Source organism: Prochlorococcus sp. MIT 1327 (genome assembly GCF_047304785.1).
GTDB lineage: Bacteria > Cyanobacteriota > Cyanobacteriia > PCC-6307 > Cyanobiaceae > Prochlorococcus > Prochlorococcus marinus_D.
In genome coordinates this window covers 1,875,944-1,893,471 of the sequence record NZ_CP138972.1, presented here as the reverse complement: position 1 = coordinate 1,893,471, position 17,528 = coordinate 1,875,944, and the positions used below count along the sequence as shown (strand labels likewise).

Genomic DNA, 17,528 nt, shown 5'->3' with positions numbered 1-17,528 from the left:
ACGATGGTAAATTAGGAAACCTAGTTGTTTCGTTATTTAGTATGGCTCCGTTGGCTGTGCTTTCAGATGTCGACCTGGTGCGTTCATACCTGCGCGATATCGGTCGAGTGCCGCTGCTGAGCCATGAGCAGGAGATCACGCTGGGTCGTCAGGTGCAGGAGTTGATGTCTTTAGAGCAGCTTGAGTCTGAACTGGAAGCTAAAAAAGGTGAGCCAGCGAGTCGTCAAGAGCTAGCGAAGGCAGCTGGATTGAGTGCGTTGCAGCTCAAGAAGAAGTTGCAGAGCGGACGACGTGCGAAGGAGCGGATGGTGTCTGCGAACCTGCGCTTAGTGGTGAGTGTTGCCAAGAAGTACACCAAACGGAATATGGAGCTGCTTGATTTGATCCAAGAGGGAACGATCGGCTTGGTGAGGGGAGTAGAGAAGTTCGACCCAACCCGTGGCTACAAGTTTTCGACCTATGCGTATTGGTGGATTCGTCAGGGGATCACGCGTGCGATTGCGGAGAAGAGCCGGACGATCCGTCTGCCGATCCACATCACGGAGATGCTGAACAAGCTCAAGAAAGGCCAGCGAGAATTAAGTCAGGAGATGGGGCGCACGCCAACAGTGAGCGAACTTGCAGAGTTTGTGGAGTTGCCCGAGGAGGAGGTGAAGGATCTGATGTGCCGTGCCCGTCAGCCGATGAGTTTGGAGATGAAGGTGGGAGATGGGGATGAAACGGAGTTGCTTGAGTTGCTTGCGGGGGAAGAGGAGTTACCGAGTGAGAAGGTGGAAGTGGATTGCATGAAAGGCGATTTACGTACCTTGCTAGAAAAGTTGCCCGAGCTGCAGGGTCGTGTGCTGCGGATGCGTTATGGAATCGACGGAGGCGAGCCGATGAACCTCACCGGGATTGCTAAGACTTTAGGAATGAGTCGCGATCGAACACGCCGTCTGGAGAGGGAAGGCTTGGCGTTGATGCGAACCTCTTCGTTTGAGCTTGAGGCTTATATGGCGGTTTGAAACTTGTTTTTTAGTTTTCTGAGAGTCGACAACCAAAGCTAAGGTTTAGGGATTATTCCTGGATTAATTTATCCCAACTCTCGTCCGTATTAGTTGCATATTCTCTTCCCTTTGTCATTATCTGTTTAGCATGGGATGAATATAGCTTAGTTGGATCATTGCTAAATCTTCGTGCTAATCGATAGATAGCTATTGTGGAATCAGAGCATTGATGAATCGCAGAGACTTGTATTGTGGAGTAGTTTCTTTCCCCTCTATCGATTGTTATTCTTTATGCCCATGTTTAGGTGGTTCGTGGAGTAAGGGTTTGCAGCATGCCATTTGTGATCTTGCGAGGGCTGAAGGTTCGCCTTATCAGGCTCATTAAGGCCTTGATATCAGATGCGCTTAAACGCTCGTCTTTGATCAATGTCATCAGTAGACGACTACGCAAAGTGGATCCATCTGGGCCAAGTAGCAGTTTTAGGCCTGCTCCTGCTACAGGGATTAGTTCTGCATCTGGTGCTACAGCGTCTTGGCTTATCACTTTCAGTAAACTTTCAATTCGCTCCAGGCGCAGGTGCCCATTATTATCAAAAATCACCTCCATCAGTTTCTCTCGCATCTCCATTGAGTCTCCTGCCAGTAGACGTTTGGCCACATATGGGTAGGCAATTGCGATGATCTTGAAGTCTGGATCTAGCCTTAATGCAAGACCTTCTTGACTAACAACAGCTCGGATGATCAAGGCAAATCTCGCCGGGACTCTGAAGGGGTAATCGAACATCAGTTCTGAGAAACGATCGGTGATAGCCTTGAAGTTGAAGGACTCCACTGATTCACCAAGAGAGCCACCAAGTACTTCTTCTAGTGCCGGTATGATTGTCGTTAGATCACTTGTTAGACTAAGGAAGCCCAGCTTTTGAAAGTCTTTAGCTAGCGCATTAAAATCGTTGTTGATTAGGTGAACTACTGCTCCAGTAAGAGTGAGACGATCGTCATCACTAATTGAATCCATCATGCCGAAATCGCAGTAGGCAAGATGGCCCATCTTTTTACTTTGACCACTGAGGGCAAAAATGTTGCCTGGGTGAGGATCAGCATGGAAATAGCCGAACTCAAAAAGTTGTTGAAGACCGCTGATGACGGCGGTCCTGATCAGTGCTGTTGGATTAAGAAGTTGGGCTTTTAACTCCTTGCGGTCTCGTAGCTTCGTGCCCTCGATCCAGCTTGTGGTTAGTACACGGCGGGATGACAACAATCGCTCCACCCTCGGGACCGTCACCGTTGGGTCTTTGGCGAAAAGAGCCGCAAATCGTTCAGCATTGTTAGCTTCTTGTTCGTAATCAATCTCCTCAAATAGGCTGCGACCGAATTCATCAATGATGTTGCCTAGTCCAAAGCCCAGGTTGAGCGGGAGCACTGGTGCTGACAGCACGCCGAGCAGGCGGATAATGACGAGATCGCGGCGCAAGATGAACGCCAGTTGAGGACGTTGTACTTTCACGGCTACCCATTGATTGCCGTGTAGGCGAGCTTTGTAGACCTGGCCCAGGCTGGCTGCAGCAATTGGTTGGCTAGGAAACTCTTCAAAGAGTTGACTAGCTGGAGCCCCAAGATCTTCTGCCAACGTGGCTAGGGCCGTGGCATGGTTGAAGGCGGGCAAATTGTCTTGGAGGCTGGTGAGTTCCTCGAGCCATTCACGCTTGATTAGGTCTGGTCGGGTGGAAAGGGCTTGGCCCACCTTGATAAAGCAAGGCCCGAGGTTGGTGAGGGTGATGAGCAGTTTTTTTGCGAGCCTTTTTTGTGCCTCTTCGTCGTTGTTAGAGCCCTGAGCCAGCACTCTCACCGCCAGTGTGAGCAGTGAGGTGAGCACATGAATCAATCGAGGTATCCACACCCAGGGCCTGGCTAGCAACCAGAGCAGATCCTGATTGGCGTCGTAACGCATCGGGGCTTTGCGGGATGCTGAAGCGGACGATGGATTGGAGCTGTTCAACAGACCGCCCGGGCACGTTGATCATCAGACTTTAGAAACGGCGATTCACCTTCATGGGCTTTCTTCCCCTGTTGACTCGCGACCGTGGTCGCAGCTTGCATCTCCCCGCTCATGGTCGTGGGGCTGGCTTGCCTGATGATCTGCGTGCAATGTTGCGCCATCGAGCTGGCATCTGGGATCTGCCGGAACTTCCTGAGTTGGGTGGGCCATTGATGCAGCAGGGGGCGGTGGCAGAGAGTCAAAGGCAGGCAGCGATTGCTATTGGGGCTGAGCGGGGTTGGTATGGCGTCAATGGCGCGACAGGCCTCTTGCAGGCTGCTCTCTTGGCAATAGCAAGGCCTGGACAGGCTGTGTTGATGCCTCGCAATGTCCATCGCAGCCTCATTCAGGCTTGTGTTTTGGGCGATCTCACGCCTGTCTTGTTTGACCTGCCTTTCATGGTTGATCGGGGTCATGTGTTTCCCCCTGATGGACCTTGGTTGAAGGACGTTTTGAATGAACTTCCCATCGCTGGTGTTGAGATCGCTGCAGCTGTGTTGGTGCATCCCACTTATCAGGGCTATGCGACGGATCTCAAGCCCATGGTTGTTGAGCTTCATTCTCGGGGTTGGCCGGTATTAGTGGATGAGGCTCATGGTGCTCATTTCGCCAGTCGGGTGGATGCATCATTACCTGATTCTGCGATCACAGCAGGTGCTGACTTAATCGTCCACTCATTGCACAAATCTGCTGCCGGTTTGACTCAGACGGCAGTGCTTTGGAGTCAAGGGGATCGCGTTGATCCCAAAGCTGTCGAGCGCAGTCTCGGCTGGTTGCAAACCACCAGTCCAAGCGCACTCTTGCTGGCTTCTTGTGAAGCGTCGCTGAGTGACTTGTGCAAGCCTGCAGGCCTGCACAAGCTGGGAACGCGCCTCAAGGATGCTCGCGAATTAGCGGTTCAACTTCGTCAGTTGGGATTGCCTTTGCTTGAAAACCAGGATCCCTTGCGGCTGATTTTGCACACCGCTGCAGAGGGTATCAGCGGACTTGAAGCAGATGCTTGGCTGATGGCCAGGGGGCTGGTGGGCGAACTTCCAGAACCAGGCTGCCTAACGTTCTGTCTTGGCTTGGCGCCCCAGCGTGGATTGGTCAGGCTGATGCATCGTCGCTGGCGGGGACTCCTTGCGGTCCAAGGTAAGGGCCTACCCTTGCCAGTCTTTACGCCCCCGCCACTGCCGCGCATTACAGCACCAGCAATGGCTTGTGGCTTGGCTTGGCGCGCTCAAAGTCGGAGAGTGTCGATTGCTGATGCGGTAGGGAGAGTCGCGGCGGAGTTAATCTGTCCCTATCCTCCAGGTATTCCCTTGCTAGTGCCGGGTGAGAAGCTGGATCACAGACGTGTGGACTGGCTTTTACAGCAGCAGAACCTTTGGCCCGAGCAGATCGCTGGTACGGTAAAAGTTCTGGCCTTGTAAGACCATCAATGGTGCGGGCGTGAGAGCAGAGGCCTTTCGATGGAGATTGGTTGCAGCCGGATCTTCCAGCCAGCGGATTAGCAGTGGCCTGGCTGCCGGAGCTTTCGGTTTGGTGGTGGTTGCTTTAGGGGGTTGGTGGTTCACGGTTGGTTTGGGTGTGATCGTGCACCTTGCTTTGCTTGAGTTTTTCCGCATGGCGAAGTTCACCGGAATCAGGCCGGCGACGAAAACGACTCTTGTGGCCTGTCAGTTGTTGCTGATCAGTACACAGTGGGGAGTGGTTGGCGGGTTGCCATCTGATCTTGCTGCAGCAGTGCTGCCTCTCTCTGGAGCCGCCATTTGCGGTTGGTTGTTGCTTCAGCCGATCACCGGCTCCATTGCCGATATCGCCGCCTCGATCTTTGGGTTGTTTTACTTGGGTTTTTTACCCAGTCATTGGTTGAGATTGCGTAATTTGAGTGCTATCGATCTTGCTCCTGGGCTGGGTCAGCTTCCTGGCTGGTGTGCAGGCTGGTTGACTTCTGGGATGGCGATCACTTTGGTGGCTTGCCTGATGATCGTCGCTAGTGATATTGGGTCTTATGAATTGGGACGTCGTTTTGGACGCCTACCTTTATCTTCTATTTCGCCTGGCAAGACTGTGGAAGGTGCTGTCGGAGGCCTGTTTTGCGCAATGACTATAGGGGCAGTTGCCGGTGAGCTTTTGGCTTGGCCATTGGGGTTTTTGCTGGGCGTGCTGCTTGGAGTTTTGGTTGCATTATTTGCGCTGGTTGGAGACCTGATCGAGTCGATGATGAAACGAGATGCGGGTCTTAAGGATTCTGGTGATGCGCTGCCTGGTCATGGCGGCATCCTTGATCGCATTGATAGCTATCTCTTCACTCCTGCAGTGGTGTATTACGCAGTAACGCTGATCCTGCCTGTCATGAGTTAATGCGATCAGGGTTTTACTGATGCGCGACCCTTGAGGTGAAGTTGTCCACCGTTCAGAACGGCTTCTTCAATGTGAATAGCAGGGTCCATGGGTAGTGAAGCTTCTAAATCCACATCCTGGTGTCTAATCAGCACGGTTCCTTGATTCGCTCTGATTAGAAAACGTCGTCTTGCAGGTTCTTGTTGACCAATCACTGGAGCCTGTAATTCCAAGGTGTCGTTGTTGATTTGAAGTCCTCCAAGAGGCGTTATGCCAATGAGCTCTTCTGCTAGCCAATCCCCAAGCCATCTCCATGGATCTGATAGCAGGACTTGATTGAGGTCTTTTTCCGTGATTGATACAGTTCCCTGAAGATCGAAGCTTTGCTCGAGAGTCACAGCCTGGGCTGATTTGCCGAGATTCATGTTCAGCCTGAGGGGGCTGCTTTTTAATTCGGCGTAATGCAATGGCAGGCCTTGAAAGATCACCTCCTTGGCCATGAGACTGACTCCTGAAAGACGACCTCTCAAGAGCTCCAGAGCAGATCCGTGCAGTTCCAGCTTCAGTTCACCAACGGCATCGCATTGTCGGCTGACCCAAATCTTTAGACCATTGGCGAGGAGTTGCAGTAAAGGGCCGCTACTGGTGGTGGTGGATGAAGGACCTCCCATTGCTAGGACAAAGCTTGAAGCCAGCGTTGGGCGACAATCTTGGGATGGTCGAGATGTGGTAAATGGCCGCAGTTGTCAAGTTCTTCCACTTGAGACCCCAGCAGGGTGAGGGCTTCCCGTCTCTGAGGTCCATTTAGAATACGGTCGTTGGCACCCCAGATCACATGAAGTGGTTGCTGGGGTAACGGTGTTCCGCAATTGGCGATCCCTCCACTGCGGGCAAAGGCAGCTAGTGATCTCCTCCAGCCTGATACCTGTAGATGAAGGGAAGCGATTTGTTCCTCAGCATCTCCGACAGAGTTTTTGGGATCAGCGAAGGCTTGGCGGCAGATACTGCGACGCACGGCCGGTTGACTAAGGATCCATGCGCCCAGTTGATCTAGGCCTGGAGGGATAGGTTTTGGCCGTCCTGTTAATCCTGCAGGCGAAAGTAAGAGCAAGCGGTTGATTTGTTTTGGATGACGTCGAGCAAGCTCCATGGCAATAGCACCTCCCATTGATGCTCCGATGACTCCCACTGAAGTATTAGAGGGCAGATGGGCTAGCAGTTCATCGAGGTGACGGATGAGCGCCTCTTGTCCATAGTCAGCTTCAGGGGGACGGGGAGTGAAGCCAAAACCATACAAATCCGGAATCACAAGCTGATGGTGAGGGCTTAATAACGGAGCTAGGCGTCGGAATTCAAGGAAGCTGCTATCAAACCCATGCAGCAGCAGCACTGGAGCTCCCTCGCCAGAGATGGCTACTGGGTAGGACTCAGGCTCTGAGTTCGAGCATGGGACAAGCCCCGGTAAAGCCCACCACTGAACTTGATTGGCCAGGTCACGGGCTAATGGATCCAGAAGTTGTGGTGTGAGCTGACGTAAAAGGGTTTCTGACGAGGCGATTGTTTGAGCTGCCATTCCAGTTTTGAGGTTCAAGAGGCTGCCATTCGCTTGGTGACTGTGGATTCGACGGGGACCGGGCCATTGTCGCTAGCGCCGAGGAGTGCTTCGAGTAGGGCGCTGGAATTGACGGGAAACGGCAGTTGGTATAGGTCAGAGCCTTTTTGACAGGCGAATTGGCAGACCTCATGCAGCTCGTGAAGACTCAAATTGGATAGGCCCAGATCCTCAAGATTTACAGGCAGATCAAGTTCTTTGAGGAATGGAATCAGCTGCCGCCTTGCTTGTCCGGCCAGTTGATGGCCTCCAATAATCTCCTCAAGATGCAACTGTACGAGAATCCCGTAACCCACCTTTTCTCCATGAAGGACCTCATGGCAATCTTTTAATTGCGTGAGTGCGTTGTGTACCGCGTGGGCAGCGGCAGTACGGCAGCGAGAACCCCCAATCCCTCCGATCAGCCCTGCAGTTAGTGCGCAGGCTTCGGCAACCCTGATCCAGGCCAGGCTGTTTTGATCTTTCAGCGCTTCAGGCCCATCAAGCAGCAGCTGATCGCGCAAGACCCTTGCCATCTGCACAACTTGTTGAATTAAGCCATCGTTGCTGGAGCCATTGCTGACAGACGCTTCGTACCATTTGGCGATTGCATCTGCGATGCCGCTTGCGAGAGTCCTAGGAGGAGCCTGACGCACGAGACCATGATCAAAGATCATCAGATGTGGACATCGATCCAGAACTTGATCGCGTTGAAAAGCACCTGTTGGTGAATAGATATTGGCGAGGGCGGTCCAACCGGCACAGGTGGCTGCACTCAGTGGAACTGTGATGCATGGGATGCTTAGCCGATGGGCCAAAAGCTTCCCGGCATCTAGCACCTTGCCCCCACCTGCGGCAATCACACCGTCACAGGAGTTGTCCAAGGCAAGAGCATTGATCCGCTTGAGATCCATCTCGCAGCAATCGTGCTTGAGCTCAGCAGAAACTGTGTTGAGTCCAAGGTCTCTGAGGTTGTTGAGTAATCCCTGGCGTAACTCAGCCGTGGCGACGCTGCGTCCAAGAAGTAAAGGTGAGCGGCAAATCGAGGCAATGAGTTGATGGCTTTCTTCCCACGCCCTTTCACCCCTAACAACCTTTGCGGGGGCGATGGAGTGAGCGCAGTGAGAGACCTCCTCAGGTAAATTGTTTTTGTTCATTGATGTTGGAGAGGTGTCAGACGCCTGCTCCAGCGAGTTCCGGTGTGGCAGCGGTTTTGCTGACATGGCGTACAACGATTTGCTTGTTGTCATCCACATCCATCTCCGCAGCATCACCGTCCTTGATGCGGCCAGTAAGCACTTCCTCGGCAAGACTGTCTTCCATGAGTCGCATGACAGCCCTTCGTAGCGGCCTCGCTCCATAAGAGGGGTTGTATCCCTCTTCCACTAGTCGTTCTTTGAATGCATCTGAAACAGTGAGAGTGATCCCTTTGTCTTGCATGCGAGAGAACACTTCTTGAAGCATGATCTCAGCGATTTCTTTCACCTCATCTCTGCTGAGTTGGCGGAAGACGATAATTTCATCGAGACGGTTCAGAAATTCAGGACGGAAGTATTGTTTTAGTTCTTCGTTGACAAGGGATTTGATTCGGTTGTATTGACTGTCTTCTGCATTTTCACCTGAGAATTCGAAGCCCAGTCCTCCGCCTCCTTTCTCAATCACTTTTGAACCGATATTCGAAGTCATAATGATCAAGGTATTCTTGAAGTCCACTGTTCTTCCTTTGGAGTCAGTGAGTCGACCATCTTCCAATAATTGAAGCAGCAGGTTAAAAACATCTGGGTGTGCCTTTTCGATTTCGTCGAAGAGCACAACGGTATAAGGTCTGCGACGAACAGCTTCGGTGAGTTGTCCCCCTTCGTTGAACCCCACATAGCCAGGAGGTGATCCGATCAGCTTGCTGACCGTATGTCGCTCCATGAATTCCGACATGTCTAGTCGGATCATGGCTTCTTCGCTACCAAAGAAGTAGGTGGCGAGAGCTTTGGTTAGTTCGGTTTTGCCCACGCCAGTAGGGCCTGAAAAGATGAAACTGGCAATGGGGCGATTGGGGTTTTTGAGGCCCACCCTGGCTCGACGGATGGCTTTCGAGACTGCTTTGACGGCTTCATCTTGGCCAATCAGCCTCTGGTGGAGGGTTTCCTCCATGTTTAGGAGCTTCACTGATTCGCTTTCGGTGAGCTTTTGTACAGGTACTCCGGTCCAAGCCGCCACGATGTTGGCAATATCTTCTTCTGTCACCAGTGGTGTGGTGAGGTGAGGAATTAATGCAGCTGTTGTGTCTTTTTCAGGTTGAGGCGTTGGCGTCTCATCGCTGGAACGAACAGCATTTTCCGCCTCAGCGGGGGTCGATTCCTCACTGCCTTGGCGACTGCTTTGAAGCAGAGTGCGGATCCTCTCTCTTAGCTCAACTTCTTTTTCACGTAATTCTCCGGCTTTGGCGAAGTCCTGATCACGAACGGCATCTTCTTTTTCCTTTTGAACCTTGCGTAATTCTTTGTCAACCTCTTTTGCCGCAGGGGGGAGTTTGGAGTTAAGCAAACGCACGCGGCTGCCAGCTTCATCGATTAAGTCGATGGCCTTATCCGGCAGGAAGCGGTCAGAGATATAGCGATCGCCTAGGTTTGCTGCGGCATCTAGGGCTTCGTCTGTGATTTTTAGGCGGTGATGCTGTTCGTAGCGCTCCCTTAATCCTTGCAGGATCTCAATGGTTTCAGCGATCGATGGCTCGCCAACCATGACCGGCTGAAATCGGCGTTCTAGGGCAGCATCCCGTTCGATGTGTTTTCGATATTCGTCAAGAGTGGTGGCACCAATGCACTGCAGTTCTCCTCTAGCTAGCGCTGGTTTGAGAATGTTGGCTGCATCGATGGCACCTTCTGCAGCGCCTGCCCCAATCAGTGTGTGCACTTCATCGATGACCAGGATCACGTTGCCTGCGGCTTTGATTTCTTCCATGATCTTTTTGAGCCGTTCTTCGAACTCTCCCCGGTATTTGGTTCCAGCAACTAGCAGGCCGATGTCGAGGGTTAGAACCCTCTTCTCTTCAAGGATGTCGGGAATATCTCCCTGTTGGATGCGTTGAGCGAGGCCTTCAGCAATTGCTGTTTTCCCAACTCCAGGCTCTCCAATCAGTACAGGGTTGTTCTTTGTGCGTCTTCCGAGGATCTGAATAACACGATCGATTTCATTTTGTCGCCCGACAACAGGATCAAGTTTGGATTCATTGGCTAGCTGGGTCAGGTTGCTGCCGAATTCATCAAGTGTGGCTGTCTTCGTTGAGCCTTTGCCTCCACCTCCGCCTGCAGTGACCTCGGCGGTTTCTCCGAGCATGCGGATTACTTGGGTGCGCACCTTTGCTAGGTCTACACCAAGGTTTTCGAGGACTCGGGCTGCTACACCCTCTCCTTCTCGGATGAGACCAAGCAGTAAATGTTCTGTACCGATGTAATTGTGGCCAAGTTGTCGGGCTTCTTCTAGAGAGAGTTCTAGTACGCGCTTTGCTCTGGGAGTAAAGGGGATTTCTACTGCGACGAAGCCTGAACCACGGCCAATGATCTTTTCAACTTCAACGCGGGCGTCTTTAAGGTTCACGCTCATTGACTTGAGAACTTTCGCTGCCACACCTGTGCCCTCACCGATCAATCCCAAAAGAATCTGCTCGGTGCCCACGAAATTATGACCAAGACGCCGGGCCTCTTCCTGGGCCAGCATGATCACCTTGATGGCCTTCTCGGTAAACCGCTCGAACATGGTCCGGGGCACGTGAATCTATCTCTAACCTATCAGGGTTGGTGTTGGAATGTGAGCTGTTGGATTATTTGGCCTAGTCCCTTTGCTGCAAGGGAGTTAGTGGTTTCAATAGTAACAATGAAGTAGCTAAGATGTTTGTCTTCGTTGTATTTCCCGGACGGTAATCCGTACTTATTCAAATCTTTTGTCTTGGCTCAGCCTGCTTCCCTAAGCTTCGCCACTGGATCAGAGCATCTTGGCCGTTGCTGTAATAGTGATGACGACATCCTGCTGTCTTGAATCCGCAGCTTTCGTAAAGCCCTCTGGCCGCCGAATTGTTTCTGGCAACTTCGAGTGTGGCGTGGATGGCTCCTGTTCGTTGACCTTGCTCGAGCAACTTTGATAACAGCAGACGGGCAAGGCCTTGTCTGCGATGTTGAGGATGAACGCCTATTGCGGTGAGATGAAGTTCGTCTACCACTAGCCAGCCACAGGCCAAAGCAAGCAGTGTTGAAGACTTGAGCACTCCCATGCAGAGACTGCGGGAATCGATCAATTCCTGAATCCATTGCTGTTTGCTCCAGAGTCCATTGAGTGCGAGTTGATTCAGCTCCATGCACGCATTGATCTGTTCCGGCCCTAGATGGATGACTTCCATTGCTTGGATGTCGTGCTTCAACATGCCTAACCCCTTCCTTGGGGGGATTGATCCCTACATTGATCCCTCTAACTAATTTCCTCGTCTATCGCCATGATGTCATCCAGCCCCTATGAGCCTGGACGGGATCCCCTTAGCCCCAATTGCAACCTCGCGCCGATTACAACCGAACTTGATGCGCAATCACGCTTGATCGTTGGAGGCTGTCAACTGAGCGAATTGGCGGAGTGTTATGGCACCCCTCTCTATGTGCTTGATGAAGCCACTTTGAGGGCAGCTTGTCAGTCATACCGTGGGGCATTACAGCGTCACTATCCAGGGCCATCTCTTCCTATCTATGCCTCTAAGGCCAATAGCTCATTGATGATGAGCAGCCTGGTGGCTTCAGAAGGTTTTGGGTTGGATGTGGTCTCAGCAGGTGAGTTGCTTACCGCTTTGAAGGGAGGTGTGCCAGGCGATTGCATTGTGCTTCATGGCAACAACAAATCTGATCAGGAGCTGCTGCTTGCCTATCGCAATGGTGTCACAATCGTTGCTGATAATCAGCATGATCTGGATCGCCTCTCACAACTGGTGCCTGTTGGAGCAGATCCTGCAAAGTTGATGTTGCGTTTCACTCCGGGTATCGAATGCCATACCCATGAGTACATCCGCACCGGCCATCTTGATAGCAAGTTTGGTTTTGATCCAGATCAGCTTGAATCAGTTCTGAATCAGTTACTCGGCTGTCGCTGGGCACGCTTAACGGGACTCCACGCTCATATTGGATCGCAGATCTTTGAATTGGAACCTCATCAGGATCTGGCAGATGTGATGGCTGGTGCTCTGCAACTGGCTAGGCGCCTGGGTCATCCAGTCATGGATCTCAACGTTGGAGGAGGCCTAGGTGTCAGATATGTCAGCTCTGATGATCCACCTTCAATTGATAACTGGGTCAAGGTGGTTGCCGAGGCAGTGAATCAAGCCTGTCGTTCTCGCAACCTGGATTTGCCCCGGTTGATGTGTGAGCCGGGTCGCTCTCTGGTCGCTGCTGCCGGAGTCACCCTTTATCGGGTTGGATCACGCAAGACCATCCCAGGGCTGCGCACCTATCTTTCTGTCGATGGAGGGATGAGTGATAACCCCCGCCCAATCACGTATCAATCTCTCTATACAGCTTGCCTTGCTGACCGACCGTTGGCCTCGCCAGACGAGACGATCACTCTGGTTGGCAAGCATTGTGAATCTGGAGATGTTCTGCTTAAGGACCTTGCTTTGCCATATGCCAGCAGTGGAGACGTCTTGGTGGTGTTTGCGACAGGGGCTTACAACGTCTCTATGAGTTCTAACTACAACCGCATCCCACGACCTGCAGCGGTACTTGTTCATTCAGGCCACTCGGAGTTGGTGCAGAGGCGGGAGCAGCCAGAAGATCTTCTGCGATATGACGTTATGCCGGAACGATTTTTAGCGTTAGGCTGAGCAAGCAAGGCTGGGGAGTGGGAGTGAACTTGTGGGGGGTGGTAGATCCGCGCCTGCTCGATGTTTTGTTTGCTTCGGCCCTTGGCGTCTTGCTTTTTTCTAGGGTCAATGAGCGGCGCACCCTGTGGTTGTTGAGGGGCTACCTCTTTTTGGTTGCCTTGGCTTGGTTTGTGCAGCGCTTTGAAAATCTTCCGCTCACTTCAAAGTTGGTGGATGCGCTGGTTTTGGCTTGTTCTTTGTCATTAGCGATCCTTTGGCAGGGGGAACTGAGACGTTTGATGGAATTACTGGGAACAGGTCGTCTGGCCGTTCTTCTTGGCAATCCTCAGAACGAGTTACGGGCCACCGCCAGCACCGTTGCCCAGCTTACTGAGGCGGCTGGACGTTTATCTCAGAGCCGCCGTGGAGCATTGGTTGTTGTTGATATGGGTAGTGATCTTCGTCCAGAAGACTTCCTTAACCCTGGTGTGCTGATCGATGCCCAGCTAAGTAGTGAGTTGCTGCTGAATCTTTTTGCATCTGATACGCCCCTTCATGACGGGGCCGTACTTGTAAAGGGGAATCGGATCGTTTCTGCTGGTGTGATTCTGCCCCTCTCGCGGCAGGGCATCAGCCGTTATGGCACGAGACATTTAGCCGCTTTGGGGATAACAGAACGTTTTGATCGCTGTATTTGTGTGGTGGTTTCCGAAGAGACTGGAACATTGTCTCTTGCAAGCCAGGGCCGGCTTGAACGGCCTATCACCAGTAGTCGTCTGGAGGATTTGCTTAAGGAGTTGCTTGGTTCCTCATTAGGAGCAGCAGCTACGAAGGGGGCCTCTAGTCCAGTCAAAGCTTCGGCTGTTGCTACACAAGCTTCATCCAGGCTTAGCGTGAGCAGCTCTATCGAGGAACCACTCCCGTGAGCCGCCGTTCGGCCACTAGTTCAGGCCATCCAAAGGTCTGTGCATGTCCCTCGGGGCTTGATCCCTATCGGCTACCTAACCATGTGGCTGTGATTATGGATGGGAACGGACGCTGGGCCAAGGCCAGGGGGCTGCCTAGGATGGTTGGCCATCGCGCTGGCGTAGAAGCTCTCAAGAGAACCCTTCGTCTTTGCAGTGACTGGGGCATTGGCGCCCTTACGGCTTATGCCTTTTCTACGGAGAATTGGTCTCGCCCTGGAGATGAGGTGAATTTCTTGATGACTCTGTTTGAGCGTGTGCTGCAGAGGGAGTTGGAGTCACTTGAACGTGAAAAGGTACGGATTCGTTTCCTGGGAGACCTTGAGGGTCTCCCATCAGGTCTGCAGGAGTTGATCAGTGAGGCCACCGAGCTCACTGTTAGGAACAATGGCATTCACTTCAATGTTTGCACCAATTACGGTGGTCGACGTGAACTGGTGCTAGCGGCACAGAAACTTGCACAACGCGCTGCAAGAGGGGATCTTGATCCAACTTTGATTGATGAGAACAGTTTCGAGGCTGAGTTGCTCACAGCTGGTGAGGTTGATCCAGACCTGCTGATCCGCACCAGTGGTGAGCGACGGATCAGTAATTTTCTGCTCTGGCAACTCGCCTATGCAGAAATTCACGTCACCGATGTGTGCTGGCCTGATTTTGATGAAGTAGCTTTGACAAAAGCTCTTTTTGATTACCAGTCACGCTGTCGTCGTTTCGGCGGTTTGGATCCAATCGCAGCGAATCATCTGGGATCTTGACCGTTGGCTCCAGTCGTTCCATGACCGTGCTTATTGCCAAGGATCTCACCTTTGAACCCGTTGTTCATCGTTATGACTGGACAGTGGATGAGGTGCGGGAACTTTTGCAGCGACCACTAATGGACTTGCTCTGGCAGGCCCAGCTTGTGCATCGGACGGCAAACCCTGGCTATCGGGTGCAGCTGGCTTCTTTGCTCAGCGTGAAGACGGGAGGATGCCAGGAGGATTGCGCTTATTGCCCCCAGTCCATGCACAACAGTAGTGATGTTGAAGGGCAGCCCGATCTAGTGGTTCAGATCCAAACAGTGCTTGAGCGCGCACGGGCCGCCAAAGATGCTGGTGCGGATCGCTTCTGCATGGGATGGGCTTGGCGGGAGATCAGAGATGGTGCCCAGTTTGAAGCCATGCTTGCGATGGTGAGTGGTGTACGGGAGTTGGGACTAGAGGCCTGTGTTACTGCCGGCATGCTGACTGAAAAGCAGGCTTCTCGGTTGGCAGATGCGGGATTGACTGCCTACAACCACAATCTTGATACCAGCCCTGAGTACTACGACCAGATCATCACAACGCGCACATACCAAGAGCGAATCGAAACCCTTCAGAAGGTTCGTTCAGCTGGCATCACGCTTTGCTGTGGGGGCATCATCGGGATGGGGGAATCAACGCTGGATCGAGCCTCTCTTCTTTGTGTACTAGCCAATATCAACCCTCATCCTGAGAGTGTTCCAATTAATGGTCTGGTGGCAGTGGAGGGCACGCCATTGCAGGACCTCCCTGCGGTGGATCCTTTAGAGATGGTGCGCATGGTTGCGACGGCTCGAATTCTGATGCCTCGCAGTCGTGTGCGTCTAAGCGCAGGGCGTGAGCAGCTTGGTCGAGAGGCTCAGATCCTTTGTCTCCAAGCGGGAGCTGATTCGATCTTTTACGGCGATAGTTTGCTAACTACCAGCAATCCTGATGTAAAAACTGATCGCGAACTTCTCTCTCAGGCAGGAGTTCATGCGAATTGGGAGGAGAGTAACGAATGAATCTGCAAGATGATCAGACCTCTGCAGATCTATTTCAGGTAGCGACTTTCTATTCCTTTACTGCTTGGCCTGAGGTCACTATTGCCTGCTTATTGCAGGATCTGCTGAGCCTTGGGGATGAACATCAACTGATGGGAACTGTGCTGTTAGCAGAGGAAGGGGTGAATGGAACGATTTGTGGATCGGTTGGTGGTGTTAGCGCTTTGCTTGAGAGGTTAGAACGCGATTTGATCAAGGGTTTGTTTGAACTGAAAATTAGCTGGACGCCTGAGCAGGCTTTTCGTCGCTTCAAGGTTCGCCGTAAGGCAGAGATTGTGACCATGGGTCTTGCCGACCTGAATCCATCAAAGACGGTGGGGACTTATGTGGACGCTCATGAATGGAATGATCTAATTGATGATCCAGATACTCTTTTGATCGATACGCGAAATGACTATGAGATTGCGATTGGGGAATTTAAAGGAGCAATAAACCCCCAAACGAAGTGCTTCCGCGACTTTCCTGCTTGGGTAGAACAGCAGTTGCGTTCGATGGTTAAAGCACAAACTCCAGCACGAATAGCCATGTATTGCACAGGTGGTATTCGCTGTGAGAAGGCTACGTCTTATCTGATTGAGAAGGGCTTTACTAACGTCCATCATCTTCGTGGTGGCATCCTTCGTTATTTTGAGGAGGTATCTCAAGCTGAAAGTCGCTGGCAAGGAGAGTGTTTTGTTTTTGATCAACGTGTGGCTTTGAATCATCAGCTTTCACCTGGTGTCCATTGTCTTTGTCATGCCTGTGGAATGCCCCTCACCCCTGAGGATCAGACGATCAATAGTTATCTGCCTGGTGTTCAATGTCGCCACTGCGTGGATCAATTTAGTGATACGGACCGTATTCGCTTTGCTGAAAGACAACGGCAGATGGAACACAGTTCTAGGAAGTAGACAACACAGCGATGAAGAAAGTGTGTCTGTATGGTTTTTAGTTAGAGATTGGCTAAGTTTATGCCAAGAGCAGTTGAATATCTCCAAGCAGGTTTTCCAGTAATCTGGCTCTTGTTGAAGTGAAGTTTTTTCGTTGGCTACTCTCACGAAGGAATGCTAGTTAAATGTATGCATGAACAGTTGGTTTTGTTCGAGCAATGAATCTTGCAACGTTGAATGAATCGCTTGCTTGCATTGATTAGAGAAGTCTGGTTAGAGACTCAGTATTTTTCTTCCGGAACATCTTCGTGGAAAGTCAAGTAGCATGTGTGGCTCCAACTCTCATGGATTTAAGAGAGTTGGAGCCATACATTCCTAACTGATCTAAAGCAGTAAATAAGAAGCAAATTTTGAGGCTTTAAACTTGATTTGATCTCAGCTTATCTCCAATTCTTTGATTGTTTGCTCTGCCTTTGCGAAGGCCATGCTTAAGGTGTGATTGCATAGGCTCTAGCCCCATGTTCTTTAGGGTGGCATTTATTTTTTTGCGGCGTTGCTCTTTTAAGGCTCTATGAGATTGCCGTCCTTTTTGTTTACAGTTTCGAAAAGCTTCTGGTGTTTGGGCAGCATCAATACAGTTCTGGGAAGCATTGATGATGGCAATCCGATTGTCTGCACTACTTAGTTCCCATTCTTTGCGGGCCTCAAAAAGCTTCTGTTGCTGAGCTTCGCTAAGCTTGGCTCCAAAACTTTGGCCACCTTTGTTGGCGTCAGCATCGCGGACGACAAAGGCCGAACCAGTAAGGGCAAAACAAGGAATCAGCCAAAGGGCTTTGGAACGTATGGAAAAGTTCATCGAGAACTCCAAAAGTTGACCTTTTTATCTTGCGGGGTTGCGCATGGAAAAATCTGACCAGAAGCACTGCAAAGCATGACTAAGTTTGACCGTGGTCTTCAGGTAGACCTTTGCCCATAGGCCAGACAAAAATACGTGTTGCGATCAATGCCTTTGGGATTGTCCGTTGGTCTGAGTGTTAGCAAGGATCTGTGGGGGCTCAATAACGATGAAGTGCGATTGGTTTCGTTCTTTCATCTCTTTTGC

15 protein-coding genes are annotated in these 17,528 nt (G+C 51.6%); 8 read left to right on the top strand and 7 right to left on the bottom strand.

What is annotated here, in order from left to right; genetic code table 11:
- Positions 1–41: 41 nt before the first annotated feature.
- Positions 42–1,004 carry an RpoD/SigA family RNA polymerase sigma factor gene (locus SIB80_RS09385; RefSeq protein WP_413351539.1) on the top strand — a complete coding sequence of 321 codons (963 nt, stop codon included), beginning with the start codon at positions 42–44 and terminating at the stop codon, positions 1,002–1,004.
- Between the two features lie 283 nt (positions 1,005–1,287).
- Here SIB80_RS09385 and SIB80_RS09380 read toward each other — a convergent pair whose 3' ends face one another.
- Positions 1,288–2,934, bottom strand: a complete 1,647-nt coding sequence (locus tag SIB80_RS09380; protein ID WP_063419193.1) for an ABC1 kinase family protein — start codon at positions 2,932–2,934, stop codon at positions 1,288–1,290.
- Between the two features lie 101 nt (positions 2,935–3,035).
- Here SIB80_RS09380 and SIB80_RS09375 point away from each other — a divergent pair, with 101 nt between their 5' ends.
- On the top strand, positions 3,036–4,436 hold the full coding sequence (locus tag SIB80_RS09375; protein ID WP_063419194.1) for a lysine decarboxylase: 1,401 nt from the start codon (positions 3,036–3,038) through the stop codon (positions 4,434–4,436).
- A 19-nt stretch (positions 4,437–4,455) separates the two neighbouring features.
- On the top strand, positions 4,456–5,370 hold the full coding sequence (locus SIB80_RS09370) for a phosphatidate cytidylyltransferase (RefSeq protein WP_063403221.1): 915 nt from the start codon (positions 4,456–4,458) through the stop codon (positions 5,368–5,370).
- 5 nt (positions 5,371–5,375) lie between these two features.
- On the opposite strand, the gene SIB80_RS09365 is transcribed toward SIB80_RS09370, so the two are convergent.
- The 5 genes from SIB80_RS09365 to rimI form a co-directional block, all read right to left on the bottom strand.
- On the bottom strand, positions 5,376–6,020 hold the full coding sequence (locus tag SIB80_RS09365) for a DUF2993 domain-containing protein (protein WP_063419195.1): 645 nt from the start codon (positions 6,018–6,020) through the stop codon (positions 5,376–5,378).
- A gap of 2 nt (positions 6,021–6,022) precedes the next feature.
- A complete protein-coding gene (locus SIB80_RS09360; protein WP_063419257.1) occupies positions 6,023–6,922 on the bottom strand; it encodes an alpha/beta fold hydrolase in 900 nt (299 codons plus the stop codon).
- Between the two features lie 14 nt (positions 6,923–6,936).
- On the bottom strand, positions 6,937–8,097 hold the full coding sequence (locus SIB80_RS09355; protein ID WP_063419196.1) for an iron-containing alcohol dehydrogenase family protein: 1,161 nt from the start codon (positions 8,095–8,097) through the stop codon (positions 6,937–6,939).
- A gap of 16 nt (positions 8,098–8,113) precedes the next feature.
- Positions 8,114–10,693, bottom strand: coding sequence for an ATP-dependent Clp protease ATP-binding subunit (locus tag SIB80_RS09350; protein WP_063419197.1), 2,580 nt, complete (start codon positions 10,691–10,693; stop codon positions 8,114–8,116).
- Between the two features lie 175 nt (positions 10,694–10,868).
- Complete coding sequence (gene rimI / locus SIB80_RS09345) at positions 10,869–11,354, bottom strand: ribosomal protein S18-alanine N-acetyltransferase (RefSeq protein ID WP_063399270.1); 486 nt, start codon at positions 11,352–11,354, stop codon at positions 10,869–10,871.
- A gap of 69 nt (positions 11,355–11,423) precedes the next feature.
- Here rimI and lysA point away from each other — a divergent pair, with 69 nt between their 5' ends.
- From lysA to SIB80_RS09320, 5 genes are read left to right on the top strand one after another with little or no spacing between them, the layout of a single operon-like run.
- A complete protein-coding gene (gene lysA, locus SIB80_RS09340) occupies positions 11,424–12,791 on the top strand; it encodes a diaminopimelate decarboxylase (protein ID WP_011130431.1) in 1,368 nt (455 codons plus the stop codon).
- Positions 12,792–12,814: 23 nt separating this feature from the next.
- Positions 12,815–13,696, top strand: coding sequence for a diadenylate cyclase CdaA (cdaA, locus tag SIB80_RS09335; RefSeq protein WP_063419258.1), 882 nt, complete (start codon positions 12,815–12,817; stop codon positions 13,694–13,696).
- The gene (locus tag SIB80_RS09330) at positions 13,693–14,490 is read left to right on the top strand and encodes an isoprenyl transferase (protein WP_011130429.1); all 798 of its coding nucleotides are present in this window, start codon (positions 13,693–13,695) and stop codon (positions 14,488–14,490) included. Before cdaA ends, SIB80_RS09330 begins: the two co-directional genes overlap by 4 nt.
- A gap of 20 nt (positions 14,491–14,510) precedes the next feature.
- Entirely contained in the window at positions 14,511–15,518 is a 1,008-nt protein-coding gene (gene bioB / locus SIB80_RS09325; protein WP_063419198.1) for a biotin synthase BioB, read from the top strand.
- Positions 15,515–16,447, top strand: coding sequence for a rhodanese-related sulfurtransferase (locus SIB80_RS09320; RefSeq protein WP_063419199.1), 933 nt, complete (start codon positions 15,515–15,517; stop codon positions 16,445–16,447). Before bioB ends, SIB80_RS09320 begins: the two co-directional genes overlap by 4 nt.
- A gap of 397 nt (positions 16,448–16,844) precedes the next feature.
- Here the strand turns inward: SIB80_RS09320 and SIB80_RS09315 are convergent, their stop codons facing one another.
- Positions 16,845–17,282 carry a hypothetical protein gene (locus SIB80_RS09315; RefSeq protein ID WP_063419200.1) on the bottom strand — a complete coding sequence of 146 codons (438 nt, stop codon included), beginning with the start codon at positions 17,280–17,282 and terminating at the stop codon, positions 16,845–16,847.
- Between the last annotated feature and the right edge of the window lie 246 nt (positions 17,283–17,528).